The sequence below is a fragment of the Syntrophomonas palmitatica JCM 14374 genome (assembly GCF_001311885.1).
In the GTDB taxonomy this organism is placed as follows: domain Bacteria; phylum Bacillota; class Syntrophomonadia; order Syntrophomonadales; family Syntrophomonadaceae; genus Syntrophomonas_A; species Syntrophomonas_A palmitatica.
Genome location: NZ_BBCE01000001.1, coordinates 131210 through 152460, shown reverse-complemented (window position 1 = coordinate 152460; position 21251 = coordinate 131210). Strand labels below are relative to the sequence as shown.

Genomic DNA, 21251 nt, shown 5'->3' with positions numbered 1-21251 from the left:
ATTATTCTGGGTCAATCATGATAAGTCCGTATTAGTGGGGGAGGAATGCATTCTGGTAAACCTGGAGATGGTAAAGGCCAACCTGATCGTGCAAGAGTATATGTCAATAGGCAATGACTATATAGGCAATATCGGAGCCATAGAGCATAATATTCACCATGCTGAACTGGTTTCCAGCCTTTGTTACGATATCTTAAAAACCCTGGGTTACCCGGAAAGAGAGGCTGAATTAGGGGCTATTGCCGGTTACCTGCATGATGTGGGCAACCTCATAAATCGATATGGACACGGAATGTCAGGGGCTATGATTGCCTTCAATCTTTTGTTGGATATGGGTATGGCTCCTGAAGAAATTGCCATAATTATGGGAGCCATAGGCAATCATGAGGAACAGGCCCAGGGTCACAGTGTCAATAATGTGGCTGCTGCACTTATCCTGGCTGATAAATCAGACGTACACCGTTCCCGGGTTAGGAAAAGAGAGATTTCCTCATTTACGCAGCGTGACCGGGTGAATTATGCGGTCACCGAATCAAACCTGGCGGTTGATGTAGAACATAAAACCATCAGCCTTGAAATGACCATCGATACTACGGTATGTTCGGTGATGGAGTATTTTGAAATATTCCTGACCAAGATGCTTATGTGCCGCAGAGCGGCAGAATATCTGGGATGCCAGTTTGAATTGGTTATAAACGATAACAAGCTTTTATAGATGAACGGCAGGTGAAGCTTTGTGACCTACAACCCCAATTGGCGCGATGAACATAGCAATCTTTTGGTAAAGGCTTTGTTGAGCCTGGAAAACGAGGATGACGCTTACCGCTTGCTGGATGATTTGTGTACGGTAGCAGAAATACAGGCTATGGCGCAGCGATTGGAAGTAGCCAACCTCCTGACGCAAAATATTACGTACAACGCTATTGCCGGTCAGACTGGGGCCAGTACCGCCACCATAAGCCGGGTTAAACGTTGTGTAAATTATGGAGCTGACGGATATAAGCGGGTTTTAAGCAGAATAAGCGGGGAGTGCAAAAATGAGAAATAGAGAAGTGCCCAAGGGCACACGAGATCTTCTGCCTGATGAGGTTAAAATAAAGCGGCTGATTGAGAAAAAGGCGGAGAGGCTTTTTACTTCTTGCGGTTATAGCGAGGTAACTACACCTTCCTTTGAATTCCTGGAGGTAGTGGAAACAGGCACCGGAAGAAATATGCGCGAAGAACTGTTTTTATTCATGGACCGCGAGGGCGGAATATTATCACTGCGCCCGGAAATGACATTGTCGATTGCGCGCCTGGCGGCTACTCACCTGCGGGAAGCCGCGTTTCCGCAGAGGCTCTTTTATATGGCCAATGTTTTCAGGCATGTTCAGCCGCACCTGGCCCAATACCGTGAATTCTGGCAGTTGGGCATCGAACTGCTGGGGGCGCCGGGGCAAAAAGCCGATGCGGAAGTCATAAGCATTGCGGTTAAGACCCTGCGCGAGATCGGCCTTCGTGATTTTAAAGTCAGTTTAAATCATATAGGGATATTTAACAGCCTTTTAAACTGCAGCAGCCTGCAGCCGGAAGAGAAGAGCCTTACGCGCTCGCTGATTGAAGGCAAAGATCTGGTGGCATTATCAGCTTTTTTAGAAAACGCACCAATGGAGGACATCCTCAAAGAAACCCTGGCGTCCTTGCCGGTTCTGCATGGAGGTATTGAAGTATTACAGAAGCTTCCCTACCTGGAGCAAAACCGGGAAGCCAATAAATCAGTGCAGGAACTTCTGGAGGTTTATGAATTGCTCAAGGTCTGCGGCGTAATTGACAATATTGTAATCGATATGGGAGTATTGAGGGGATTAGACTACTATACGGGCATGGTATTCGAAGGGTATTCGCCCGATTTGGGCTATGGACTGCTGGGAGGAGGCCGTTACGACAACCTCATGGGACAATTCGGATTTCCTCTGCCCGCAACCGGTTTTGCTCTGGGGTTAGACAGGCTGGCCCTGGTGCTCAAACAACGCGAAGAGGAAACACAGCGATTTTTAGTCGGCGGGACGGACTTTTCCGCAGTTTTAACCCGAGCGGAAGAACTCCGGGCCGCAGGTTATATAGCCGAACTGGATGTAGAAGGATTATCGCGTGAAGAACTTGAAGCCAAAGGCACCTCCCGCCCCAATTGCAGGGCGATTTACGTGGAGTAAACAGATATGAAAATAGCCACAGATTAACACAGATTATCACAGATTATTTTTTGTTATTGCTGATTCGCATAACGCTGATTTTTTATTTTGTGCCGGGCCGTTAGTCTTATTTAGTCTTATGGAGGGAGTTATGCAGGAGTATTTGACTATAGCACTGTCAAAGGGTACTTTACTCAAGCCCACGGTTAAGCTTTTGCAAGCGGCAAATTTGCCCACCGCGGGTCTGGACCCGGAAAGCCGCAATATGGTTTTTATCTATGAAGATGAAGCCATTAAATATATAATGTGCCGCCCCACCGATGTCCCTATCTACGTTGAACAGGGTGCGGCTGATCTTGGCATAGTGGGCAAAGATGTCATAATGGAACAGGGCAAAGACATATTTGAGATGGTGGATCTGCGGTATGGGTACTGCCGTTTCGTAGTGGCCGGTCCATCGGTTATGCAAGGAACGGGGCTTAAAGATATGAATTATAGAAGGGTAGCCACAAAATTTCCGGTCATAGCCGAGCGGTTTTTCCGCAGCCAGGGCCTGCAGGTGGAAATTATCAAGCTGCATGGCAATGTAGAACTGGCGCCCTTGACGGGAATCGCCGATATGATAGTTGATCTGGTTTCCACCGGGCAGACCCTCCGGGAAAACAAGCTGGTAGAACTGGTTAAAATAATGGATTCAACCAGCCGTCTGATCTGCAACCGGGTCAGTTACCGCACCAAGTATGAGAAGCTGCAACCGCTGATTGAAAACATACAGATGATTGTGAAAGGTGGAGCTGCGGGTGAACATTAAGAAACTAAAGGCTTTTGAACGAGGGTTCAATGAGTTCATGGCCAGCACCTATGCTGATATCAAAGAATATGAACAAAGGGTTCAAGATATAGCCGAAGAGGTTAAGAAAAACGGTGATCAGGCGGTCTTTGCCTTCACCCGCCGTTTTGACGGAGCCGAGATAACACCTGATAATTTCAGGGTTAGTGACGCTGAGATTGAAGCTGCTTATGAATCTGTGGATGATGATTATATTTTTGCCATACAGGCGGCCATAGACAATATAGCCTCATTTCATGCCAAGCAATTGCGTAATTCATGGATGGAGCCAGATGACCGAGGCAATATCCTGGGCCAGATATTTCGCCCTTTGGAACGGGTGGGCATTTATGTACCCGGAGGAACAGCTGCTTACCCCTCCTCGGTATTAATGAACGCCATACCGGCACAGGTAGCGGGAGTAGCAGAGATTGCTATGGTGACTCCCCCCGATAAGGATGGAAAACTTAATCCTTATACCCTGGTCGCGGCGGCTGAACTGGGCCTGGAGGAAATTTATAAAATGGGCGGAGCTCAAGCTGTTTTTGCCCTGGCCTGGGGAACCGAAAGTGTTAAAAAGGTAGATCTAATAAGTGGTCCCGGAAATATATATGTGACCCTGGCCAAAAAGAAAGTATACGGCGATGTTAATATTGATATGCTGGCCGGACCCAGTGAGATCCTCATTATTGCCGACAGCCAGGCTGACCCGGCTTACCTGGCCGCTGATATGATGTCCCAGGCCGAGCATGATGTCTTAGCCCGCAGTATTCTGGTATGTGAAAGCCTGGAATTAATAAACCGGGTAGAAGAAGAATTAGAAAAACAGGTCCAGGAAATGTCACGGCGGGATATCATTATTAAATCCCTTGAGGATCATGGGGCATTGATACTGGTCGATGATTTGCGCGAAGCTTGTCAGGTAGCTAATCTGGTAGCACCGGAACATTTGGAGCTAATGGTGGAAAACCCGTTTCAATGGCTGCACCGGATTAAAAACGCCGGGGCGATTTTTATGGGCAAATATACCCCCGAACCAGTAGGGGACTATTACGCAGGACCCAATCACATTTTGCCCACCGGCGGCACGGCGCGTTTTTACTCGCCGGTGACGGTTGATACCTTTATAAAGGCCACCAGCCTGCTTTTTTATTCACCGCAAGGGCTTTACGATGATGGCGATGATATTATTAAACTGGCTATGGTGGAGGGGCTTACTGCTCACGCCAACTCGGTCAGGGTGCGAAAGGGGAAGGACAGATGAAAGATATGCGCATGGGAGAAGTTCTAAGAAAAACCGGTGAAACTGAAATCCTGCTGCAAATTGAACTGGATGGCACCGGCGCCAACCAGATAGATACTGAAATACCATTTTTGAATCATATGTTAACCCTATTGGCGGTACACAGTCTGTGCAACCTCAAAGTCGCCGCGCGTGGGGATCTGGATGTGGACGATCATCATAGTGTGGAGGATATAGGAATTTGCCTGGGTGAAGCCTTGAAGACCGCTGTTGGCGATAAACGCGGTATCAATCGCTATGGGGAAGCCACCGTACCGATGGATGAAGCCCTGGCCCGGGTGGTTTTGGATTTTTCAGGCCGGGCCTGTCTGGTATACAATGCCCAGATAGCCAGGGAAAAGATCGGGCGGATGTCTACGGAAAACGTAAAGGAGTTCTTCCAGGCGGTAGCCAACCATGCTGGTATAAATGTTCATATCGATCTTATACGGGGGGACAACACTCACCATTGCGTAGAAGCCGTTTTTAAAGCTTTCGCCAGGGCTCTCAAAATGGCGGTGGAGCTGGAACCTCGCATTGAAGGCATTTGGTCATCCAAAGGCAATTTATGATTAATGTAATAGCCGCAGATTAACTCTGATTGTCACAGACTTTTATTTGTTTTCATATAGAGTGGTGGCTTACGGCTATGTTCAGTTCATGGAACATTACATTCATCTTTTCCAAGTATGGGGGCTTTAAATTGATAGCAGTAATTGATTATGGTATGGGTAATCTGGCCAGTGTGCAAAACGCCCTGCTCAAACTGGGATATGAAGTATTTATAAGCAATGATAAGGAGCTTATTATTAATGCTGACCGGGTTATCTTACCCGGAGTGGGCGCTTTCGAAGACGCCATTAAATGCCTGTGCGACCTGGGCCTGGATCAGACTATAAAGCAGGTGTTGCGTTACGGCAAGCCTGTCCTGGGCATATGTCTAGGTATGCAGCTAATATTCAGCCAGAGTGAAGAAAACGGTCTGCATACCGGACTTGACCTGCTTCCCGGCCGGGTGGTGAGGTTTCAGCTTCCCCCCAGCTATAAAGTTCCCCACATGGGCTGGAACAGCATTAAACCCGCGCAGGAAAGCCGTCTTTTTCAAGGGATTGACACGGGCAGTTATTTTTATTTTGTACATTCGTATTACCCGGTTCCAGAGGATAGCAAAGTGATAGCCGCCCAGAGTGAATATGGCGTAAACTTCACCTGCGCTATCGAACAGGATAATCTTTTTGCCACTCAGTTTCATCCCGAAAAATCAGGCAATATAGGGTTGAAAGTCCTGAAGAATTTTGGAGAGATGCAGTTATGATTATATTTCCGGCTATTGATCTTAAAGATGGGCAATGTGTGCGTTTGGTGCAAGGAAGAGCCGAAGACAAAACCGTTTATTCAAAGCATCCTCCGGAAATGGCCCGTTCTTTTCAAACCCAGGGGGCGGGGTGGCTGCATATAGTCGATCTGGACGGGGCCTTTACCGGCCGACCTGGTAATACGGCGGTAATAAAAGCCATTGCGTCCGAAATCGATATTCCCTTTCAGGTTGGCGGAGGGCTGCGCAGAAGAGAGGACGTCTTGGAAATACTAAATGCCGGAGCCAGGAGGGTTATAATCGGCACCCGGGCGGTAAGCAGTCCGGAATTCATGCAGGGACTTATTGAAGAATTCGGAGCTGAACGGGTTATACTGGGTTTGGATGCCAGGGACGGAATGGTGGCTGTCGAAGGATGGGTGGAAAAATCGAACCTGACAGCCCTGGAGTTTGCTAGGCAAATGCGGGATCTAGGTGTTAAAACAGCAGTGTATACCGATATTTCCCGCGATGGCGTCCTGCAGGGTCCTAATATTGAAGCTATTGAACATATGGCCCGGGAGAGCGGGCTAAATATCATCGCTTCCGGAGGTGTCTCCAGCCCGGATAATATCAGGGATTTGAAGTCCTTAGAGCGTCAGGGTGTGGTAGGAGCCATAATCGGCAAAGCATTGTACGAAGGCAAAATAACCCTGAGCGAAGCCCTGTCCGCGGCGGGAGAACGATTCAAACCAGCTTAACACACATTTACACAGATTTTAACACTGATAGAATTCAATTAAGAAGTCTCTAACTTGGACTAATTCTTGTTACCCTGCAGTTATTTCATCTGTGCAAATCTGGGTTAATCTGTGGCCAATTTTATTAGGGGGTCATTATGTTAGCGAAAAGGATTATACCCTGTCTGGATGTGCATGGGGGCAGGGTGGTTAAGGGTATAAATTTTGTTAATCTGCGGGATGCGGGAGACCCGGTGGAACTGGCGGCTTTCTATGACCAGGAGGGAGCAGATGAACTGGTTTTTCTGGATATAAGCGCATCCTATGAAGAACGCCGTACCATGGTAGAAGTAGTGAGGCAAACGGCTCGCGAGGTTTTCATTCCCTTTGCGGTGGGCGGAGGCATACGCACTATCGATGATATTCGTGAGATCCTTAAGGCTGGTGCAGACAAGGTTTCTATAAATTCGGCCGCAATACGCCAGCCCGCGATTATTACCGAAGGTGCATTAAAATTTGGCAGCCAGTGTATTGTGGTGGCTATAGATGCCCGCCGCAGCGAAATCGGCGGATGGGAAGTCTTTATTGACGGGGGCCGGGTGCCTACCGGTATTGATGCCCTGGAGTGGGCAGCCCGGGTGGAGAAACTGGGTGCAGGCGAGATACTGCTCACCAGCATGGATAAGGATGGCACTAAAGACGGTTATGATATCCCGCTTACAGCCGCTATCAGCGCACAGGCTGGAATACCGGTTATTGCTTCGGGCGGTGCGGGTAATCTGGAACACTTGCGCGAAGCGGTTACAGAAGGCAAGGCCGATGCGGTCCTCTGCGCTTCCATATTTCATTATCGTGAGTACAGTGTAAAACAGGCCAAGGAATATTTGGCTGACAGAGGGGTGGCAATACGTTTATGTTAGAACAGTTAAAGTTTGATGAAAAAGGTCTCATCCCGGCCATAATTCAGGATGCTGCCAGCGGACAGGTTTTGATGATGGCCTATATGAATGAAGAATCTTTGCGCCGAACTATGGAAACCGGGCAGACCTGGTTTTATTCGCGCAGCCGCCAGGAACTATGGAAGAAAGGCGAAAGTTCCGGCCATATTCAAAAAGTCAAAGAAATTAGATATGACTGTGATCAGGATTGTTTATTATTTCAGGTGGAACAAACCGGCGCGGCTTGCCATACCGGTCATTATTCCTGCTTCTATCGCAATGAAACGGGTGAGGAAGTACTGTCTCCGGCTTATACTCTGGATGATGTTTATAATTCCCAAACCGGACCGGCCATTCTTTATGAATTGTACTCGGTAATTATGCAGCGCCAGGAACAAAGACCGGAAGGATCATATACCAGTTACCTGTTTAACAAGGGCCTGGATAAGATTTTGAAAAAAGTCGGTGAAGAATCTGCGGAAGTCATTATCGCCGCCAAAAATCGTGAGAAATCTGAGGTTATTTATGAGAGTGCCGACCTGATATATCATCTCCTGGTATTACTGGTGGAACAGGGAGTGCAACTGTCTGAAATTTTTACCGAACTTGAATCCAGAAGATAAAATATTAACGTGGCCCATCAAATGCCTCCTATAAGCAAATAATTTTACACCTGTCCTTATTATTAATAATTTTCCAAGTTAACTGCTACAATAAGCCTGCTTCCAAGCATAGTCCCAATAAATATTGGGACTATGGCCTGATATGCATAGCCATATATGACTAATTTATTAAGAAATTATTATTGTAAGAAATGACTAGTTGCTCTAAGATAAATTAGAGGTATTGTCAGTATAATATTTGCTTTCAGCCAATATAATATCTTTTTGAAAGAAGGCACATAAAATGAAAAAGGATTTGAGAAGATCCCTGTTTGGATATAAACCAGCCGATGTTAGAAACGAATTAACCAAAGCGGCGGAAGAAGAACAGAGAAAGATCGAACTGCTGCAGACGGATTTGGAAAAAGCCCGTGCTCAATTGCAGGAGGCCGAGAATTTAAAGCTGCAGCTGGAAAAAAGATTGGCTGAATATGCCGAGCGAGAAAGACTGCTGGCTGATGTCCTGGTTACAGCGCATATAAATGCCCAAAAAATAGAAGAACAGGCCCGTGAACATGCCCGGATTATGCTGGAAAAATCCGAAGAAGAACTTAGAAATAAACAGTTGGAAATCGAAGCGCTTAGAAGCAAAGTGGTTCGATTTAAAGAAGAGTTTCGTCACACCCTTGAGAAATACCGAATTTCCCTTGAAAATGTAAATGAAGTTCCAGAAGAAGCATCATTCAAGCCGGTCCTTTTAAATACTGAAAAGCTCATGGAATCCAACCGCAAACTCCAGTAAATCTTCCCTGAGGGGTCGATATTTATAAATAATAATGGTCAAAGCCAGGTATGTGACAATAATAACAATCCCGTTCTACTAAAGCAGCTGCAAGAAGACCTGACAGAAACTTTACAGAGCCTGGAGGAAACCAGGCAGGCTATCGAAAGCATGCAAAAAGAACTCGTCAGTGTAGAATCCCGTAATCAAACCCTGGCAAGTTCAATAGACGAAAGTAAAAGCATTGCTGAAGAGGTAGAAAACGCTGCGCGTCAATATGCTGCCGGGATAATGGAACAGACCCTGGTTATTGTGGATACCAGGGCCCGTCAGATTGCGGCTTTGGACCGGGAAAAAGCAGTCTTGGAAAATGAGCTTGAGCAATGCCTGCTGGTACATTCTGGAGCGTCAGATAGTCCTGATGCTGTTGACAGTAACGTAAATTTAAACTTACATACTAACAATCCAGCTATCCTCCCATCATTAATGAATCAGTGTATACTTGACTCAATATCAGAACAACCGGCTGCAGCCATTTTGGCTCCCCCTATTAATACCCTTCACACAATTTCCGGCTTTAAAAATCTGGGGCGTGGACACAAACAGGAAAATGACAGCCTGATATCAAAAAATGAACTTGCTTTTCCCGTATCTATGAAGGTGGTAGCCTTTTTAAATGCTAAGCATTACATGGTCTTTGCCAACAAACAGGGAAAGGTGCACGGACACTCATGGCAGTTTCAAGCCGAGGCTGAAGTGCCGGTTCATGACGAATCATTCGTTAAATTCGAAGACCTGGATAAAACACTTAATCGCTTATTGGCTCCCTATCAAAAGATGGTGCTGAATGAAATCCCGCCCTTCGATATCATCGAACCCCTAACCGAAAACATTGCCGCTTACATATTCAATCGCCTCTTTGAAGAACTCAGCAGTCTGGGTGTGCATCTCGTAAGGCTGACCGTTTGGGAAAACCCCACCAAGGGAATTGAGATTACCCAGGTAATGGAACAGTTTTTTACCACCCTGGAAGCTGCGCCGATACCGGCGGCGGCGGTGAGGGAGAGTATACGAGAATTTAATAGTAGAGACAAACATGAAAATCAGATAAAAACCGTTAATCCTGACAATAAAGTATTAACTCAGGATAATAGTTTTTTTGAGCAACGACAAGAAAAGATTCGTTATGAACAAAAAGAAAATACAATAAAAGTATTAGAACCAGAATCAACGCAACCATTGAATTTAGAAACTATAAATGAAAATAAGATTCAGCATACTTTTGTTTGTTGGCAGATAATTTTGGCAATTATTATTATTTTGGGGGTCGGGATTTGGGCTTACTGGCCAATACTATCGGCTCCACTCGATAGTATATATCCTTGGGGATCAGATTCATGGGCGCATGCTTTAAAAGCAGAATTTTATTATAAACAGTTGTTAAATGGCAACTATTACCCTCAATTTATGCCATTTTGGCAAAATGGTGTTCAACCTTATCGATATTGGGCACCTTTGCCGTGGGCTCTGATGGCACTAATGAATATATTTATTAATAATATCTTTGTAACAATCAATTTGTTCATTTTAATTTGTGCTGTGTTAGGTGGAATATCATGGTTAATCTTCATAAGAAAGATTGGTTTTTGGCCCTCTGTAATGTCGGGTATAATATGGGTTTTTTGGTTAGATAACCTTCGAATAAGTTTTTCTGACAGCAATTATACTCGAATGCTCACTATAGCATTGCTTCCATTATTAATGGGGATTTTTTTCCAAACTATAGAAAAAGAAAAATACATAAAACCTTTATTTGGTACCATATTATTGATCATTGTCATGGTTCACTGCCATGCTATGATGGCAGCAATATATTGTGTTTCCCTTATGATGATCGCAATAATATGGTGGATGGTAGGAGGTATTTCATTTAAAGGGATTATTAGAGGGGGAACCGCATTGGTTGCTGGTATTCTCGCTTCTTCCTGGTGGTTGCTACCATCTCTAAAGGGAGGACTCATAGGAATGGGTGGAGAAGCAAATGCAGCAAACATTGAATATTTATCACCGTTAAAAGTATTTAATCCGTTGAACGTTAGAAGTGAATATTTGGGGCTTAGTTTAATTATCGCTGTTATTTTCTTTATTCTTACCTGGAAACATCGACCTTCTTGGGCTAAATGTCTGGTTATTTTTGGTGTATTTGTTTTAATGTTAAATTTTCCTTGGTTTAAAACCATTCAAGAATTGATGCCTCTGGGTAATATACTTTGGCCTATAAGGTTTTCAACCATATGGTCGCTAGCCATAATCATTTCTATATTTGCTTATAAAAAAGGAGTTAATTATATAAATTTCTATAAGTTTAGGATTTCCATAAGTATATTAGGAGCAATTTTTTTCATTATATTTATTTCTGATAGTTTTTTTTCTTTAAAAGACTTAGCAATTACTACAAAAGAACCATTTTATATTCTGCAAACAGTAGAAAGTTTGAATCAGCATCCTGGATGGAGGGTTGCAACTTTAGATTTATGTGGTTTGGGATCGGCTCCTTCATATTACTTGTCGATTAAGGCCAACCGTGAACAAGTTTACGGTTGGGGTTGGCAAGGAGCTCAAACGGCTCAAAATATTATGTTAATCAATATGGCTCAAGAGTTTAACTGGTATGATTATATTTTTGATCGTTTAATTTACCTTGGTACTAGTGATATTTTAGTAAAAAATGAGACTGTTAAAAATATTAAAGTATTTAATAAGTTAGCGCTTGATTCAGGATATCAAAAAATAAATGATTTTGGACCTGTTAGTCATTGGCATAAAGAAATCAAACCTTACCTGGTACAAAAAAATATGAATGTTTGGCGATTGGAAAACATGCCAGCATATATGCTATTCAATTTCCTGAAATAGAAATAAGCCAGACTACTAAAATTGATGATTATAGTCTGGAACAACTTTCAAAATATAAGATGCTTATTTTAGCAGGTTCTTCGTGGAATGCACAAGCACAAGCGGAAAAACTCATAGTACAATATGCTCAATCCGGAGGAAAAGTATTAGTCGATTTAACTGGTTTTGAACCTGATGTATTAGCAAGACAACCTAAGTTTTTGGGGATATATGGCGAACCAATATCTGCAAAAGATAATTTGGAAATATACTCAGAAAATGAAAAAATAATTCTTGAACCTTTTGATGGCAATGATTGGAGATGTATTGCGCCACAGGGACTTGATGGTTCCATATATCAATTCTCACATTATGGGAACGAAGCGGTTCTTTTAGGATATAAAAAGATTAATTCTTCTCAACGAATTTATTTTCTTGGCGCAAATTTGGCTTATCATTCATTTATTACTCATGATCCTAATGCAATGAAAATATTAAATAGAGTTTTACATCCACAAATATATTATAAAAAACCTCAGGTATATTTATTAAAAAATTACTCGTATAATTCAAATGGCTATAATATGAGTTACTATACCAATGAAACAACCCCCGTTATTGTTCCTATTGCAGCATTAGAAGGAATGAAAGTTAAACTAGATGATAAACCAAAATCTATGAGCATTACTGAGAATTTACCTACAATAGTAATACCTTCAGGAACCCATAAAATAGAATTTTATTTGGAAAAAGCGCCTGTTTTTATTGCCGGACGCTGGATAACAGTGATTTGTATTCTTATAATTATTGGAGGACTAATTTTAACTTTTTATAGAAGAATTAAAGCTGATAGGAATGAAATGCAAATAAGTACTACAAATATCTAGGGGACTAAAATGTGGAAAAGCAAAAAATATAGTTCAGAATTTATTTATAAATTACTGATGTTAATTAGAAGTAATTATGGAGATATAGAAATATCAAATGAGAGATATATTAAATGGCAATATGAATATAATCCCATCGGGCAAGCTTTGGTTAGAATTGCTGAAGATAGCAATAATGATTTTGTAGGACAATATGCGGTAATACCAATAAGACTAAAGATTGGGAAAAACCATATTACTGGTTCGTTATCAATTAATACAATTACTCATACCAATTATCGAAATATGGGAATATTTGTTAGTTTAGCTAACGATGTTTTTCTAGATTGTGAAGGATTAGGAATAGATTTTACCATAGGTTTTCCAAACCAAAATTCTTATTGGGGATTTGTTAATAGGTTGAATTTTAAAGATTTGGGATGCATACCCTTACTTATTAAACCAATAAATATTCGTACATTAATCAAAAAGGCGACAGGTTTTCCCCTTGATTTTCTTTTAAAACCTTTTGATTATTTTAATAAAACGAAAATATTTACATCACAAAAATACGCAATTATTGAATTGGATGAAACTAATATAGACGCAATAAATGAATTTTGGGATAAAATTTGCATGAAATATGAAATAATGCAAGTGCGAAATGCAGTTTATATGAAATGGAGATACCTTGATATTCCATTACGTGAATATAAAATATTTGGAATATCGGATTGCAATGGATTGTGTAGTGTGTTAGTTGCAAGATGTGTTGAAATTAATCAATATAAATGTGGCATGATAGTAGATTTTATTTGCGATTCAGATAAAAAAGCTGCTGGTTACTTAATTAGACATACCCTGAAATATTTCCATGAAAGCAAAATGGATTTATGCGGAGCTTTGATGTTAGAACATACTGAGGAATATGAATTGCTAAAACATAACGGTTTTATTACATGTCCTAAGTTTTTAGAACCTCAACCATTTGTAGTAATATACCGTTCACATAAAGATAATGCTGAATCTAAATTGTCTGAACTTAGCAATTGGTTTTTAACCATGGGAGACTACGATGTTATTTAGCATGAGAAAGGAAAAAATGATTAATATTTTTACAGTAGATTTAGAAGAATGGTTTCATGCTAATTATAAAAGTCTGATAATTGATGAAAATAGTACATGTTCGAATAGAGTAGTTGAAAATACAATGGTTTTATTGGAATTATTGGATAGCTATCGAGCCCAGGCTACTTTTTTTGTTCTTGGTTATGTTGCTCAAAGATTTCCCAAATTAATTAAGACAATATCTGATATGGGACATGAAATTGCATCTCATGGTTATAGTCATGAACTGATCTATAAACAAAATAGAAAAAAAGTTTTTTGATGATGTTGTATTGTCTATTAAATTGTTGGAAGACATAATTGGGAAACAGGTTAAGGGGTATCGCGGACCTTCCTGGTCCATTACAAATGAATCAAAATGGGCCTGGTATGTATTAGCAGAAATAGGTTTGTTATATGATTCCAGTATATTCCCAGTCAAAAACTATCTGTATGGAATGCCTGATTCTCCGAGATTTATATATAAACCTATTTATGGAACGGAATTTTATGAAGTTCCAGCATCTACACTAAAAATTTTACATAGAAATATTGGTTTTTCCGGAGGATTCTTTTTAAGAATATTGCCGTATGAGTTAATTAAACTGGGAATCATGCGGTTAAATAATATTGGCCAACCCGCAATAATTTATATACATCCAAGGGAAATAGATGTACATCAACCACGTTTAAAATTAAATATACGAGATAGTTTTGTACACTATTACGGGATAAATAGTAGTAAAGAAAAACTTGAGAACTTACTGAATGAATTCACTTTTTTATCGATTGAAAGTTATTATTTTGCTCATTTAACATGATATATAATCTAGCTAATATTTTAAGGATAAGGTTTTAAATATGAATGTTTTTTGGTTAACTTTTCTTAATACCATCATGATGGCTACTGGACAAATTTTATGGAAAATGGGGATGAACGAAAGAGAAATTAATAATTTGTTCCAACTGATTCAAGCATTTTTTTCACCATTGGTTTTGGCTGGACTAGTTGTGTATGTATTGACGACTTTCTTATGGCTTTACATTTTAAGCAGAGCACAACTAAGTTATGTGTACCCAATACAAAGCCTGGTTTTCGTATTTGTCTTACTTGCTACCATGGTTTTAGGAGAAAGAATACCAATAAATAGATGGTTAGGTGTAGTTGTAATCTGCATGGGGGTTTATCTGGTAAGTTATCGTTGAGTAAATGAGGTGATTTACATAGATATTCTTGTAATAATTCCTGCCTTCAACGAAGAACAAAATATAATTGGGTTGCTTGACAATATCCGGAAGGATATATCCCAGTTTGATGTGTTGGTTATTAATGATGCATCTCAGGATAATACTTCTTTTCTCGCTAAAAATATGGGGTTTAATGTAATTGACCTGCCAATTAATTTAGGAATAGGTGGGGCTATGCAAACGGGTTATTTATTTGCGTATTACCATCATTATGATATAGCTGTTCAATTAGATGGCGATGGACAACATGATCCTCAATACATAGATAATTTAATTAAACCTTTAATCTCAAAAGATGCTGATATGGTTATTGGATCAAGATTTATCGTAGGAGAGGGCTTTCAATCAACTATTTTTAGAAGGTTTGGCATAAGATTTTTTGAAAAACTCATTTCTTTCCTTACGGGTCAACGTTTTAGTGATCCTACCTCAGGGTTCCGAGCATGTAATAAAGCTGTAATTGCATATTTTGCACATCATTATCCTTTCGATTATCCAGAACCAGAATCCCTTGTATCTATATATAGAAAAGGTTTTAAAATAGTTGAAATTCCGGTTGTTATGCACGAAAGAAAAGCTGGCCGATCATCAATTCACTCATTTAAGATTATATATTATATGATTAAGGTCCCTCTGGCTATTTTAATTGAAATGCTCAAGAAAAATGGAAAAGAAAGGTACATGTACGATGGAACCAAGGCTACAGGTATTTCTAATAATTCTTAGTCTTTCATTTGCTGTATATATAATGGCTCTCGTAAGAAGAGAAGCGCTCGAATTAAAGTATACTTTAGCTTGGTGTTTAATGAGCTTAATCCTCGTCATTATAGCTCTTAAGCCAATAGTAGTCATAGTAATTGCTAATGCTTTAGGAGTTGGTTTGCCGGTAAATGCCGTATTTCTTTTGGGGATATTCTGTATCCTTATTATTAATTTAACTCTAACAGTAGCTGTTTCGAGAGCTTCTGTCAGAACCAAAAGATTAGCCCAGGAAATCGCGATTATAAAATTAGAATTAGATCAGGTTAAAAGTTCTAAACTTATGGATTAAATATTTATGACAAATCTTTTGTGATATTGAGGGGAGGCGTTTTTTTGCGTTGGAGATGCAAAGTTTTATTAATAGGTGTCTTGTTTTGCTTGCTGTTGTTGCCTCAGGCTGTAATGGCTGCTGATTCCATTACCCTTGATGGTAAATTCAGCGATTGGGAGGGGCAGGCGTATGTGAATGACCCCGCCTATGATTCTTTTCCCAGTGGGGATATTACGAAATTTGCTTGGGCTACCAACGATGGCGAGAATAACCTCTATTTTATGATTGAACGCCGCGGTTGGGGAGAATTATCCGACCCGCTCATGAGCATTTATCGTGTCAACCTTGATTTGAGCGATAACGGGAATTATCACAACGGGAATGACCGCTATTTGGATATAGTCTACAATCCGCTGATTAACGGCCTGGTGAAGGTTTACTTGTATAAAGGCAACGGGAATCTGCTCAAGGTTTATTCGGGATATTGGGGTGAGGTAACACCACTGGGCGGTCGCAAATGCGAATTCTATGTAAGTATGGATGACCTTCATATGTTTCCTGCCCAATCTTTAAGAATGTATGTTAACAGTTTTCATTTGATCAATGACCGTTGTCCGGATTACGGTGATATACAGTGGTCACCCATTCCAATTATGCCCTGGTGGGGCTTGGCCGTTATTTTTGCTGGCGGACTGGCTTTTGGGATATATAAATTAAGGAAAAGAAAAACGGCATGATAATCTGGCTGCTGTCGATAACTGCATGGGCACTTATTGGATATTACTTGTATAGCCACCGCATATGGATTTTGTATTACATATGGACAGCAGTGGGTTTGACTATACTGGCGATTTTGCTGTTAAGAAGTTCTGTTGTAGAGTACGCTGTGGAACAATGGACCGGTGTAATACTACATTATGTTTTAGGTTGGATAAACATTCAGACTTATGTATTTGATAAAGCGCCCGGGACTGTCCTGGTTTTGCTGGCCCTTGAGAACAGCTGGACCTGTATCGATATTGATATAGAATGTTCAGGTCTTTTGGAATCTTGTGTTCTGTTGGGCTTATTGTGGTTTTTCCCGGCTATGAACTGGCCGAGAAAGTTGTTTTATACGGGGTCGGGCTTGCTGGCTTTATTTGTTATTAACCTCATCCGACTACTAACAATAGTAATAATAATAAATACCGGGGGCAGGGATGCCATGTACGTAGCACATACTCTAATCGGACGGTTAGTTTTCTTTTTCTTGGTTATAATCGTTTACTGGTATATCTTTACTCGTCCGTCTCTCGAAAAAGTAAGGAGGACGGCGGATGCTTGATGTTTTCTGGGAAAGAAGCCTGGCCTTTTTACTTTTCTGGGGTATCTGGATGCTGGCGCCACTTGCTATTGATGTGACCATAGCTATTGCATACCTAATAATGGTTATGGTCTTTCCTGAAAAAAAAGAGAGGGAGAATATACCTGATCTTGCTTATCTTCCTTATGTATCTGTGGTAATACCGGTACATAATTCTGCTGAAACGCTTTTTCAATGCCTGCTGTCGGTAATCAATCAAAAATACCCGCTTGATAAGATTCAGATTATTTGTGTGAACAACGGCAGTTCTGACAATAGTTTCGAAATATACAGCCGGTTTCAGGATGAGTACCCGCTGGTTAGCTCCAGCTGGATTAATATGGATAGATCGGGAAAGTCAATTGCATTAAATGCAGGTATTTACGCTATCAAAGGAGATTACGTCATTAATGTGGATTCGGATGCCTGGCTGGATGAACTTGCCATTCTTCGCATGGCTGAGGCTTTTGAACATGATCCCAGTTTGGCAGCGGCTACGGGGGCAATACATATTGATAAAGAATTAGGAGATAAGACTTCATTTATTGATGTAGTTCATTATTGTGAGGAAATTGAATACCTGGTGGCATTCAATGTTGGCCGCAGATATCAGAGCCTGACGAATAATCTTTTTACACTGGCCGGTGCGTTTTCTGCTTTCAGACGTGATGTTATTCTTAATTCTTTTATGTATTCCGAACGAACCGTATCAGAAGATACGGATTTGACCTTTCATATTCGGAATAGAACCAAAATTAACAAGTCACGCATGGCCTGCATATCTTCTTCTATTGCCTATGTTGAACCCATTACATCCATGAGCAAGCTTTATTCACAGCGAGTACGCTGGCAGAGAGGGCAAATTGAGGTTACATCGCTGTATTCAGATGTCTCGGGTAGATTTTACAAAGGACTCCAAAGCTACGCCGGGCGCATACTGGTGGCAGATCATACGTTGGCGTTTTCTCGCCTAACCTGGACTTTTCTGGTACCGTTTCTTTATTTTCTGGGGTATCCTCTCAAACTAGTTTTTGCAGCCTTTGTCGGCCTTTATGTTTGTTATCTATTTTTGGATTTTTTGTATTTCCTTGTGGCAGTTCGTGAGTCAATTGGAGACTATAAAAACCGGATCAAAAAAATCTGGTGGGTGATATTCTTCCTGCCCATATTCAGATTTTTCACCTACTGGTTCCGGGTATCAGGAATAATACTGTCATTGACTGAAGAGGCGAGCTGGAAAACTGAGGATCCGGTTACACAGTTAAAATCATCATTACGGCAAACACGTAGAGTCCTGGTTAAACGGATTCGATGCTGGCGTGGGGCAGATAATGAACCTGATAAGGATGTTTTAGAGCAACAGGAAGAGTCGTATCCTTATATCTCTTAAGGAATGGAATGTTCTTGTCAGGTTTACCAATGTGCAACTGCTGGACATCGCTAAATTTGCTTTTTAAGCCGGTTTACCAGAGCCATGATTCGTTCCACGGTTTCCCTGCTGAGGTAATGTTCGATTTTTTCGGTTTCTTCCAAAATGCTTTCTGTGACTCCTATGATTTTCAGAAAATCTTCAATAGTTTCATGCCGGCGCAGGAGTGCAAATTAGCTTTTTATAGACCCATTGGTGTACTGAATCAGAACCACTGTGGTCTTCAAATAGAACCATCATGTCATAGCAAAAACCACCTCTGTATAGTAAAGGTATGCACTGTTTATCAGTGTAAATCTATACAGGAGGTCGATATTATGACCAATTATCGTGATATCCTTAGGCTCAGCAGCCAGGGTGTCAGCAAAAGAGGAATCGCATCCAGTTGTCATTGTTCGCGAAATACCATCACTGCCGTCCTTGATAGGGCACAACAATGCGGTATTTCCTGGCCGTTACCTGCAGACTGGACCGATGCTCAGTTACAGCAAGTTCTGTTTCCTGAAAAGTGTGTATCGTCCAAACGGAAGATGCCGGATTGTGAGCGCATACATAGGGAAATAGCGAAGAGTGGGGTTACGCTTAGTCTGCTGTGGAACGAATATTGTGAGGAGTGCCGGTTAAACGGGGAGATTCCCTTTATGTACAGTCAGTTCTGCAGGTACTATCGCCGTTACGCCAGCACAACCAAAGCAACCATGCGCATAAAGCGCAAACCTGGTGAGATTATGGAAGTGGACTGGGCCGGAAAGACGGCATCCATCATTGATAACATTACAGGGGAGAGCATACCTGCTTATATATTTGTTGCAACACTTCCCTGCAGCCAATATACCTATGTAGAAGCGTTTTTGTCTATGAATATGGAGAGCTGGATCACAGCCCATATCCATGCGTATCAGTATTTTGGCGGGGTTACCCGAATCCTGGTCCCGGATAATTTAAAAACAGGGGTTGATCATGTTTCCTGGAATACCCCTACAATCAATCGAACCTACAATGAGATGGCAGAACACTATGGTACGGCTGTTATCCCAGCAGGGTAAAACATCCTAAAGACAAGAGTTCTGTTGAAGGAACCGTGGGTATCATCACTACCTGGATCATTGCTTCCCTGCGAAACCAGCAGTTTTTCTCACTAAGAGAATTGAATAACGCCATCTACATGAAGTTGGACGAGTTTAATCAAAAACCCTTTCAAAAGAAACCTGGAAGCAGGCAAAGTGCGTTTCTTGAAGAAGAGAAAGCGTTGCTATTACCTTTACCCGCTTCCCCGTACGAGTTAGCTATCTGGCGGAAAGCTACGGTACAGTATGATTATGTCATACATGTAGACAGAAACCAATATTCCGTTCCCTATGAGTATATCAAACACGAGGTGGATATCCGTGTAACCAGTAAAATCATTGAGGTTTTTTATCAAGGTCACCGTATCGCATCTCATGTGCGTATTTATGGAGAAGGAAATGCTCCCGTAATCCTGCCAGAACATATGCCGGACAACCATAAAGAGTATCTTATGTGGAACGGCGAGCGTTTTATAGATTGGGCCAGAACGGTTGGTCCGAACACAGCAGCAGCTATGCAGGCAATCTTATCTTCACATAAAGTAGAACAGCAAGGATATCGTTCCTGTATGTCATTGATGAAACTAGCGGATAAATACTCTGTAAATAGAGTGGAATCTGCCTGTGGGAAAGCATTATCCTACACACCTTGTCCAAACCTGAAGAGTATTCAGACGATCTTAAAGACGGGACAAGACAAACTGACAGAAGGAACAAACCGGACGACTACTTTAAAGAAAGCAGAGAACTTCGGTTTTACCCGGGGTGCTGACTATTTTGGAGGTAAGAAACATGATTGATCAAAGCACAATAACAAAACTCAATGAAATGCGTCTGACCGCGATGGCGGATTCATATAGAGACCAAATATCGGATGCCAAATACAATGAATTATCCTTCGAAGAACGATTGGGACTGATGGTAGACATTGAATGGTCAAGACGGAAATCAAACAAGCTGGCCCGTTTAATTAAGCGAGCGGAATTCCGGTTTCCACAGGCATGCATGGAAAACATCGAATACCACCCGGACAGAAAACTGGATAAAGCTCAGCTCTTACGACTTGCCACCTGTAACTATATACAGGAAAAGCATAACATCATCATTATGGGAGCAGCCGGAAATGGTAAGAGTTATATGGGGTGTGCTTTCGGCGTAGCAGCGTGTAGAAACTACTATACCGTCAAATATGTGCGGCTGCCGGATCTGCTCAATGAATTAGCAGTTGCACGAGGTGAAGGAATCTATCAAAAGGTCATGAAGCAGTACAAAAAAGTAAGCCTTCTGATTCTCGATGAATGGCTGTTAAGACCGCTGCAAGGTCCACAGGCTATGGATGTCCTGGAAATCGTAGAAGCCAGACACCAAACAGGATCGACGATCTTTTGCTCACAGTTTGACCCCAGAGGATGGCATGAACAAATCGGTGAAGACACGCTGGCAGATGCCATATTAGACCGTATCGTTCATGATTCGTATACCATATTTATTGATGGTGAAATCTCAATGCGGGAACGCCACGGTCTTAAAGAGTAAAAACAACATTAGGAGCTGCCGCCTTAAGGCGGTGGCTCTCATGAAGAACATAGTGGATTCATTGGATGAACGAGATGGTTCTAACTTTGTA

At 41.6% G+C, this 21251-nt stretch carries 24 protein-coding genes and 1 pseudogene; 24 read left to right on the top strand and 1 reads right to left on the bottom strand.

The annotated features are described in order from the left end of the window. The first annotated feature begins 67 nt into the window (after positions 1-67). The 22 genes from JCM14374_RS00860 to JCM14374_RS00760 all read left to right on the top strand — a co-directional run bounded on the left by JCM14374_RS00860 (position 68) and on the right by JCM14374_RS00760 (position 18518). Entirely contained in the window at positions 68-715 is a 648-nt protein-coding gene (locus tag JCM14374_RS00860; protein WP_172674119.1) for an HD domain-containing protein, read from the top strand. Positions 716-736: 21 nt separating this feature from the next. After that, positions 737-1048: a YerC/YecD family TrpR-related protein gene (locus tag JCM14374_RS00855; protein WP_054692163.1), complete on the top strand. Its 312-nt coding sequence runs from the start codon at positions 737-739 to the stop codon at positions 1046-1048. Further along, positions 1038-2192, top strand: a complete 1155-nt coding sequence (gene hisZ, locus JCM14374_RS00850) for an ATP phosphoribosyltransferase regulatory subunit (protein ID WP_054692161.1) — start codon at positions 1038-1040, stop codon at positions 2190-2192. The genes JCM14374_RS00855 and hisZ overlap by 11 nt, the downstream gene beginning before the upstream one ends. A gap of 130 nt (positions 2193-2322) precedes the next feature. Beyond that, positions 2323-2982: an ATP phosphoribosyltransferase gene (gene hisG, locus JCM14374_RS00845; protein ID WP_054692157.1), complete on the top strand. Its 660-nt coding sequence runs from the start codon at positions 2323-2325 to the stop codon at positions 2980-2982. Beyond that, positions 2972-4264 (top strand): histidinol dehydrogenase, encoded by a 1293-nt coding sequence (gene hisD / locus JCM14374_RS00840; RefSeq protein ID WP_439646052.1) that lies wholly within the window; start codon positions 2972-2974, stop codon positions 4262-4264. Before hisG ends, hisD begins: the two co-directional genes overlap by 11 nt. A 5-nt stretch (positions 4265-4269) precedes the next feature. After that, complete coding sequence (gene hisB / locus JCM14374_RS00835; RefSeq protein WP_054692375.1) at positions 4270-4854, top strand: imidazoleglycerol-phosphate dehydratase HisB; 585 nt, start codon at positions 4270-4272, stop codon at positions 4852-4854. A 131-nt stretch (positions 4855-4985) separates the two neighbouring features. After that, positions 4986-5597 (top strand): imidazole glycerol phosphate synthase subunit HisH, encoded by a 612-nt coding sequence (gene hisH, locus JCM14374_RS00830; protein ID WP_054692154.1) that lies wholly within the window; start codon positions 4986-4988, stop codon positions 5595-5597. Further along, positions 5594-6337 (top strand): 1-(5-phosphoribosyl)-5-[(5-phosphoribosylamino)methylideneamino]imidazole-4-carboxamide isomerase, encoded by a 744-nt coding sequence (hisA, locus tag JCM14374_RS00825; protein ID WP_054692152.1) that lies wholly within the window; start codon positions 5594-5596, stop codon positions 6335-6337. The genes hisH and hisA overlap by 4 nt, the downstream gene beginning before the upstream one ends. Positions 6338-6471: 134 nt before the next feature. Further along, on the top strand, positions 6472-7236 hold the full coding sequence (hisF, locus tag JCM14374_RS00820) for an imidazole glycerol phosphate synthase subunit HisF (RefSeq protein WP_083453785.1): 765 nt from the start codon (positions 6472-6474) through the stop codon (positions 7234-7236). Further along, the gene (hisIE, locus tag JCM14374_RS00815) at positions 7230-7877 is read left to right on the top strand and encodes a bifunctional phosphoribosyl-AMP cyclohydrolase/phosphoribosyl-ATP diphosphatase HisIE (RefSeq protein WP_054692147.1); all 648 of its coding nucleotides are present in this window, start codon (positions 7230-7232) and stop codon (positions 7875-7877) included. Before hisF ends, hisIE begins: the two co-directional genes overlap by 7 nt. Before the next feature lie 283 nt (positions 7878-8160). After that, entirely contained in the window at positions 8161-8658 is a 498-nt protein-coding gene (locus tag JCM14374_RS00810; protein WP_054692143.1) for a hypothetical protein, read from the top strand. Positions 8659-8808: 150 nt separating this feature from the next. Further along, positions 8809-11553 carry a 6-pyruvoyl-tetrahydropterin synthase-related protein gene (locus JCM14374_RS00805; protein WP_054692140.1) on the top strand — a complete coding sequence of 915 codons (2745 nt, stop codon included), beginning with the start codon at positions 8809-8811 and terminating at the stop codon, positions 11551-11553. After that, entirely contained in the window at positions 11502-12419 is a 918-nt protein-coding gene (locus JCM14374_RS16005; protein WP_054692136.1) for a DUF8560 domain-containing protein, read from the top strand. Before JCM14374_RS00805 ends, JCM14374_RS16005 begins: the two co-directional genes overlap by 52 nt. A gap of 9 nt (positions 12420-12428) precedes the next feature. After that, the gene (locus tag JCM14374_RS00795) at positions 12429-13484 is read left to right on the top strand and encodes a GNAT family protein (RefSeq protein ID WP_054692132.1); all 1056 of its coding nucleotides are present in this window, start codon (positions 12429-12431) and stop codon (positions 13482-13484) included. Between the two features lies 1 nt (position 13485). Further along, complete coding sequence (locus tag JCM14374_RS14215; RefSeq protein WP_242848748.1) at positions 13486-13788, top strand: polysaccharide deacetylase family protein; 303 nt, start codon at positions 13486-13488, stop codon at positions 13786-13788. Between the two features lie 22 nt (positions 13789-13810). Beyond that, the gene (locus JCM14374_RS14210; RefSeq protein ID WP_242848747.1) at positions 13811-14326 is read left to right on the top strand and encodes a DUF3473 domain-containing protein; all 516 of its coding nucleotides are present in this window, start codon (positions 13811-13813) and stop codon (positions 14324-14326) included. A 40-nt stretch (positions 14327-14366) separates the two neighbouring features. Continuing rightward, a complete protein-coding gene (locus tag JCM14374_RS00785) occupies positions 14367-14711 on the top strand; it encodes an EamA family transporter (RefSeq protein WP_054692130.1) in 345 nt (114 codons plus the stop codon). Between the two features lie 9 nt (positions 14712-14720). After that, entirely contained in the window at positions 14721-15479 is a 759-nt protein-coding gene (locus JCM14374_RS00780) for a glycosyltransferase family 2 protein (RefSeq protein WP_369397250.1), read from the top strand. A 22-nt stretch (positions 15480-15501) separates the two neighbouring features. Continuing rightward, complete coding sequence (locus JCM14374_RS00775) at positions 15502-15804, top strand: DUF2304 domain-containing protein (RefSeq protein ID WP_054692125.1); 303 nt, start codon at positions 15502-15504, stop codon at positions 15802-15804. Between the two features lie 44 nt (positions 15805-15848). Next, entirely contained in the window at positions 15849-16523 is a 675-nt protein-coding gene (locus JCM14374_RS00770) for a hypothetical protein (RefSeq protein WP_054692122.1), read from the top strand. Then, the gene (gene xrtG / locus JCM14374_RS00765; RefSeq protein ID WP_054692120.1) at positions 16520-17110 is read left to right on the top strand and encodes an exosortase family protein XrtG; all 591 of its coding nucleotides are present in this window, start codon (positions 16520-16522) and stop codon (positions 17108-17110) included. The genes JCM14374_RS00770 and xrtG overlap by 4 nt, the downstream gene beginning before the upstream one ends. Continuing rightward, on the top strand, positions 17103-18518 hold the full coding sequence (locus tag JCM14374_RS00760; RefSeq protein WP_054692117.1) for a TIGR03111 family XrtG-associated glycosyltransferase: 1416 nt from the start codon (positions 17103-17105) through the stop codon (positions 18516-18518). The genes xrtG and JCM14374_RS00760 overlap by 8 nt, the downstream gene beginning before the upstream one ends. Positions 18519-18568: 50 nt before the next feature. On the opposite strand, the gene JCM14374_RS15900 is transcribed toward JCM14374_RS00760, so the two are convergent. Then, positions 18569-18664: an iron dependent repressor, metal binding and dimerization domain protein gene (locus tag JCM14374_RS15900; protein ID WP_242848762.1), complete on the bottom strand. Its 96-nt coding sequence runs from the start codon at positions 18662-18664 to the stop codon at positions 18569-18571. A gap of 210 nt (positions 18665-18874) precedes the next feature. On the opposite strand from JCM14374_RS15900, the pseudogene istA reads away from it, so the two are divergent. Beyond that, a pseudogene (gene istA / locus JCM14374_RS15895) lies at positions 18875-20424 on the top strand (IS21 family transposase). Beyond that, on the top strand, positions 20417-21160 hold the full coding sequence (gene istB, locus JCM14374_RS00750; protein WP_054692115.1) for an IS21-like element helper ATPase IstB: 744 nt from the start codon (positions 20417-20419) through the stop codon (positions 21158-21160). The pseudogene istA and the gene istB overlap by 8 nt, the downstream one beginning before the upstream one ends. The last annotated feature ends 91 nt before the right edge of the window (positions 21161-21251 follow it).

Bases quoted from the DNA above. Each gene is read 5' to 3' on its own strand.
- hisIE (WP_054692147.1), top strand. From the start codon at position 7,230: ATGTTAGAACAGTTAAAGTTTGATGAAAAAGGTCTCATCCCGGCCATA.
- JCM14374_RS00860 (WP_172674119.1), top strand. From the start codon at position 68: ATGGTAAAGGCCAACCTGATCGTGCAAGAGTATATGTCAATAGGCAAT.
- hisA (WP_054692152.1), top strand. From the start codon at position 5,594: ATGATTATATTTCCGGCTATTGATCTTAAAGATGGGCAATGTGTGCGT.
- hisZ (WP_054692161.1), top strand. From the start codon at position 1,038: ATGAGAAATAGAGAAGTGCCCAAGGGCACACGAGATCTTCTGCCTGAT.
- JCM14374_RS00805 (WP_054692140.1), top strand. From the start codon at position 8,809: ATGCAAAAAGAACTCGTCAGTGTAGAATCCCGTAATCAAACCCTGGCA.
- hisG (WP_054692157.1), top strand. From the start codon at position 2,323: ATGCAGGAGTATTTGACTATAGCACTGTCAAAGGGTACTTTACTCAAG.
- xrtG (WP_054692120.1), top strand. From the start codon at position 16,520: ATGATAATCTGGCTGCTGTCGATAACTGCATGGGCACTTATTGGATAT.
- JCM14374_RS00810 (WP_054692143.1), top strand. From the start codon at position 8,161: ATGAAAAAGGATTTGAGAAGATCCCTGTTTGGATATAAACCAGCCGAT.
- istB (WP_054692115.1), top strand. From the start codon at position 20,417: ATGATTGATCAAAGCACAATAACAAAACTCAATGAAATGCGTCTGACC.
- JCM14374_RS00775 (WP_054692125.1), top strand. From the start codon at position 15,502: ATGGCTCTCGTAAGAAGAGAAGCGCTCGAATTAAAGTATACTTTAGCT.
- JCM14374_RS00795 (WP_054692132.1), top strand. From the start codon at position 12,429: ATGTGGAAAAGCAAAAAATATAGTTCAGAATTTATTTATAAATTACTG.
- hisB (WP_054692375.1), top strand. From the start codon at position 4,270: ATGCGCATGGGAGAAGTTCTAAGAAAAACCGGTGAAACTGAAATCCTG.
- JCM14374_RS00760 (WP_054692117.1), top strand. From the start codon at position 17,103: ATGCTTGATGTTTTCTGGGAAAGAAGCCTGGCCTTTTTACTTTTCTGG.
- JCM14374_RS14215 (WP_242848748.1), top strand. From the start codon at position 13,486: ATGAGAAAGGAAAAAATGATTAATATTTTTACAGTAGATTTAGAAGAA.
- JCM14374_RS00785 (WP_054692130.1), top strand. From the start codon at position 14,367: ATGAATGTTTTTTGGTTAACTTTTCTTAATACCATCATGATGGCTACT.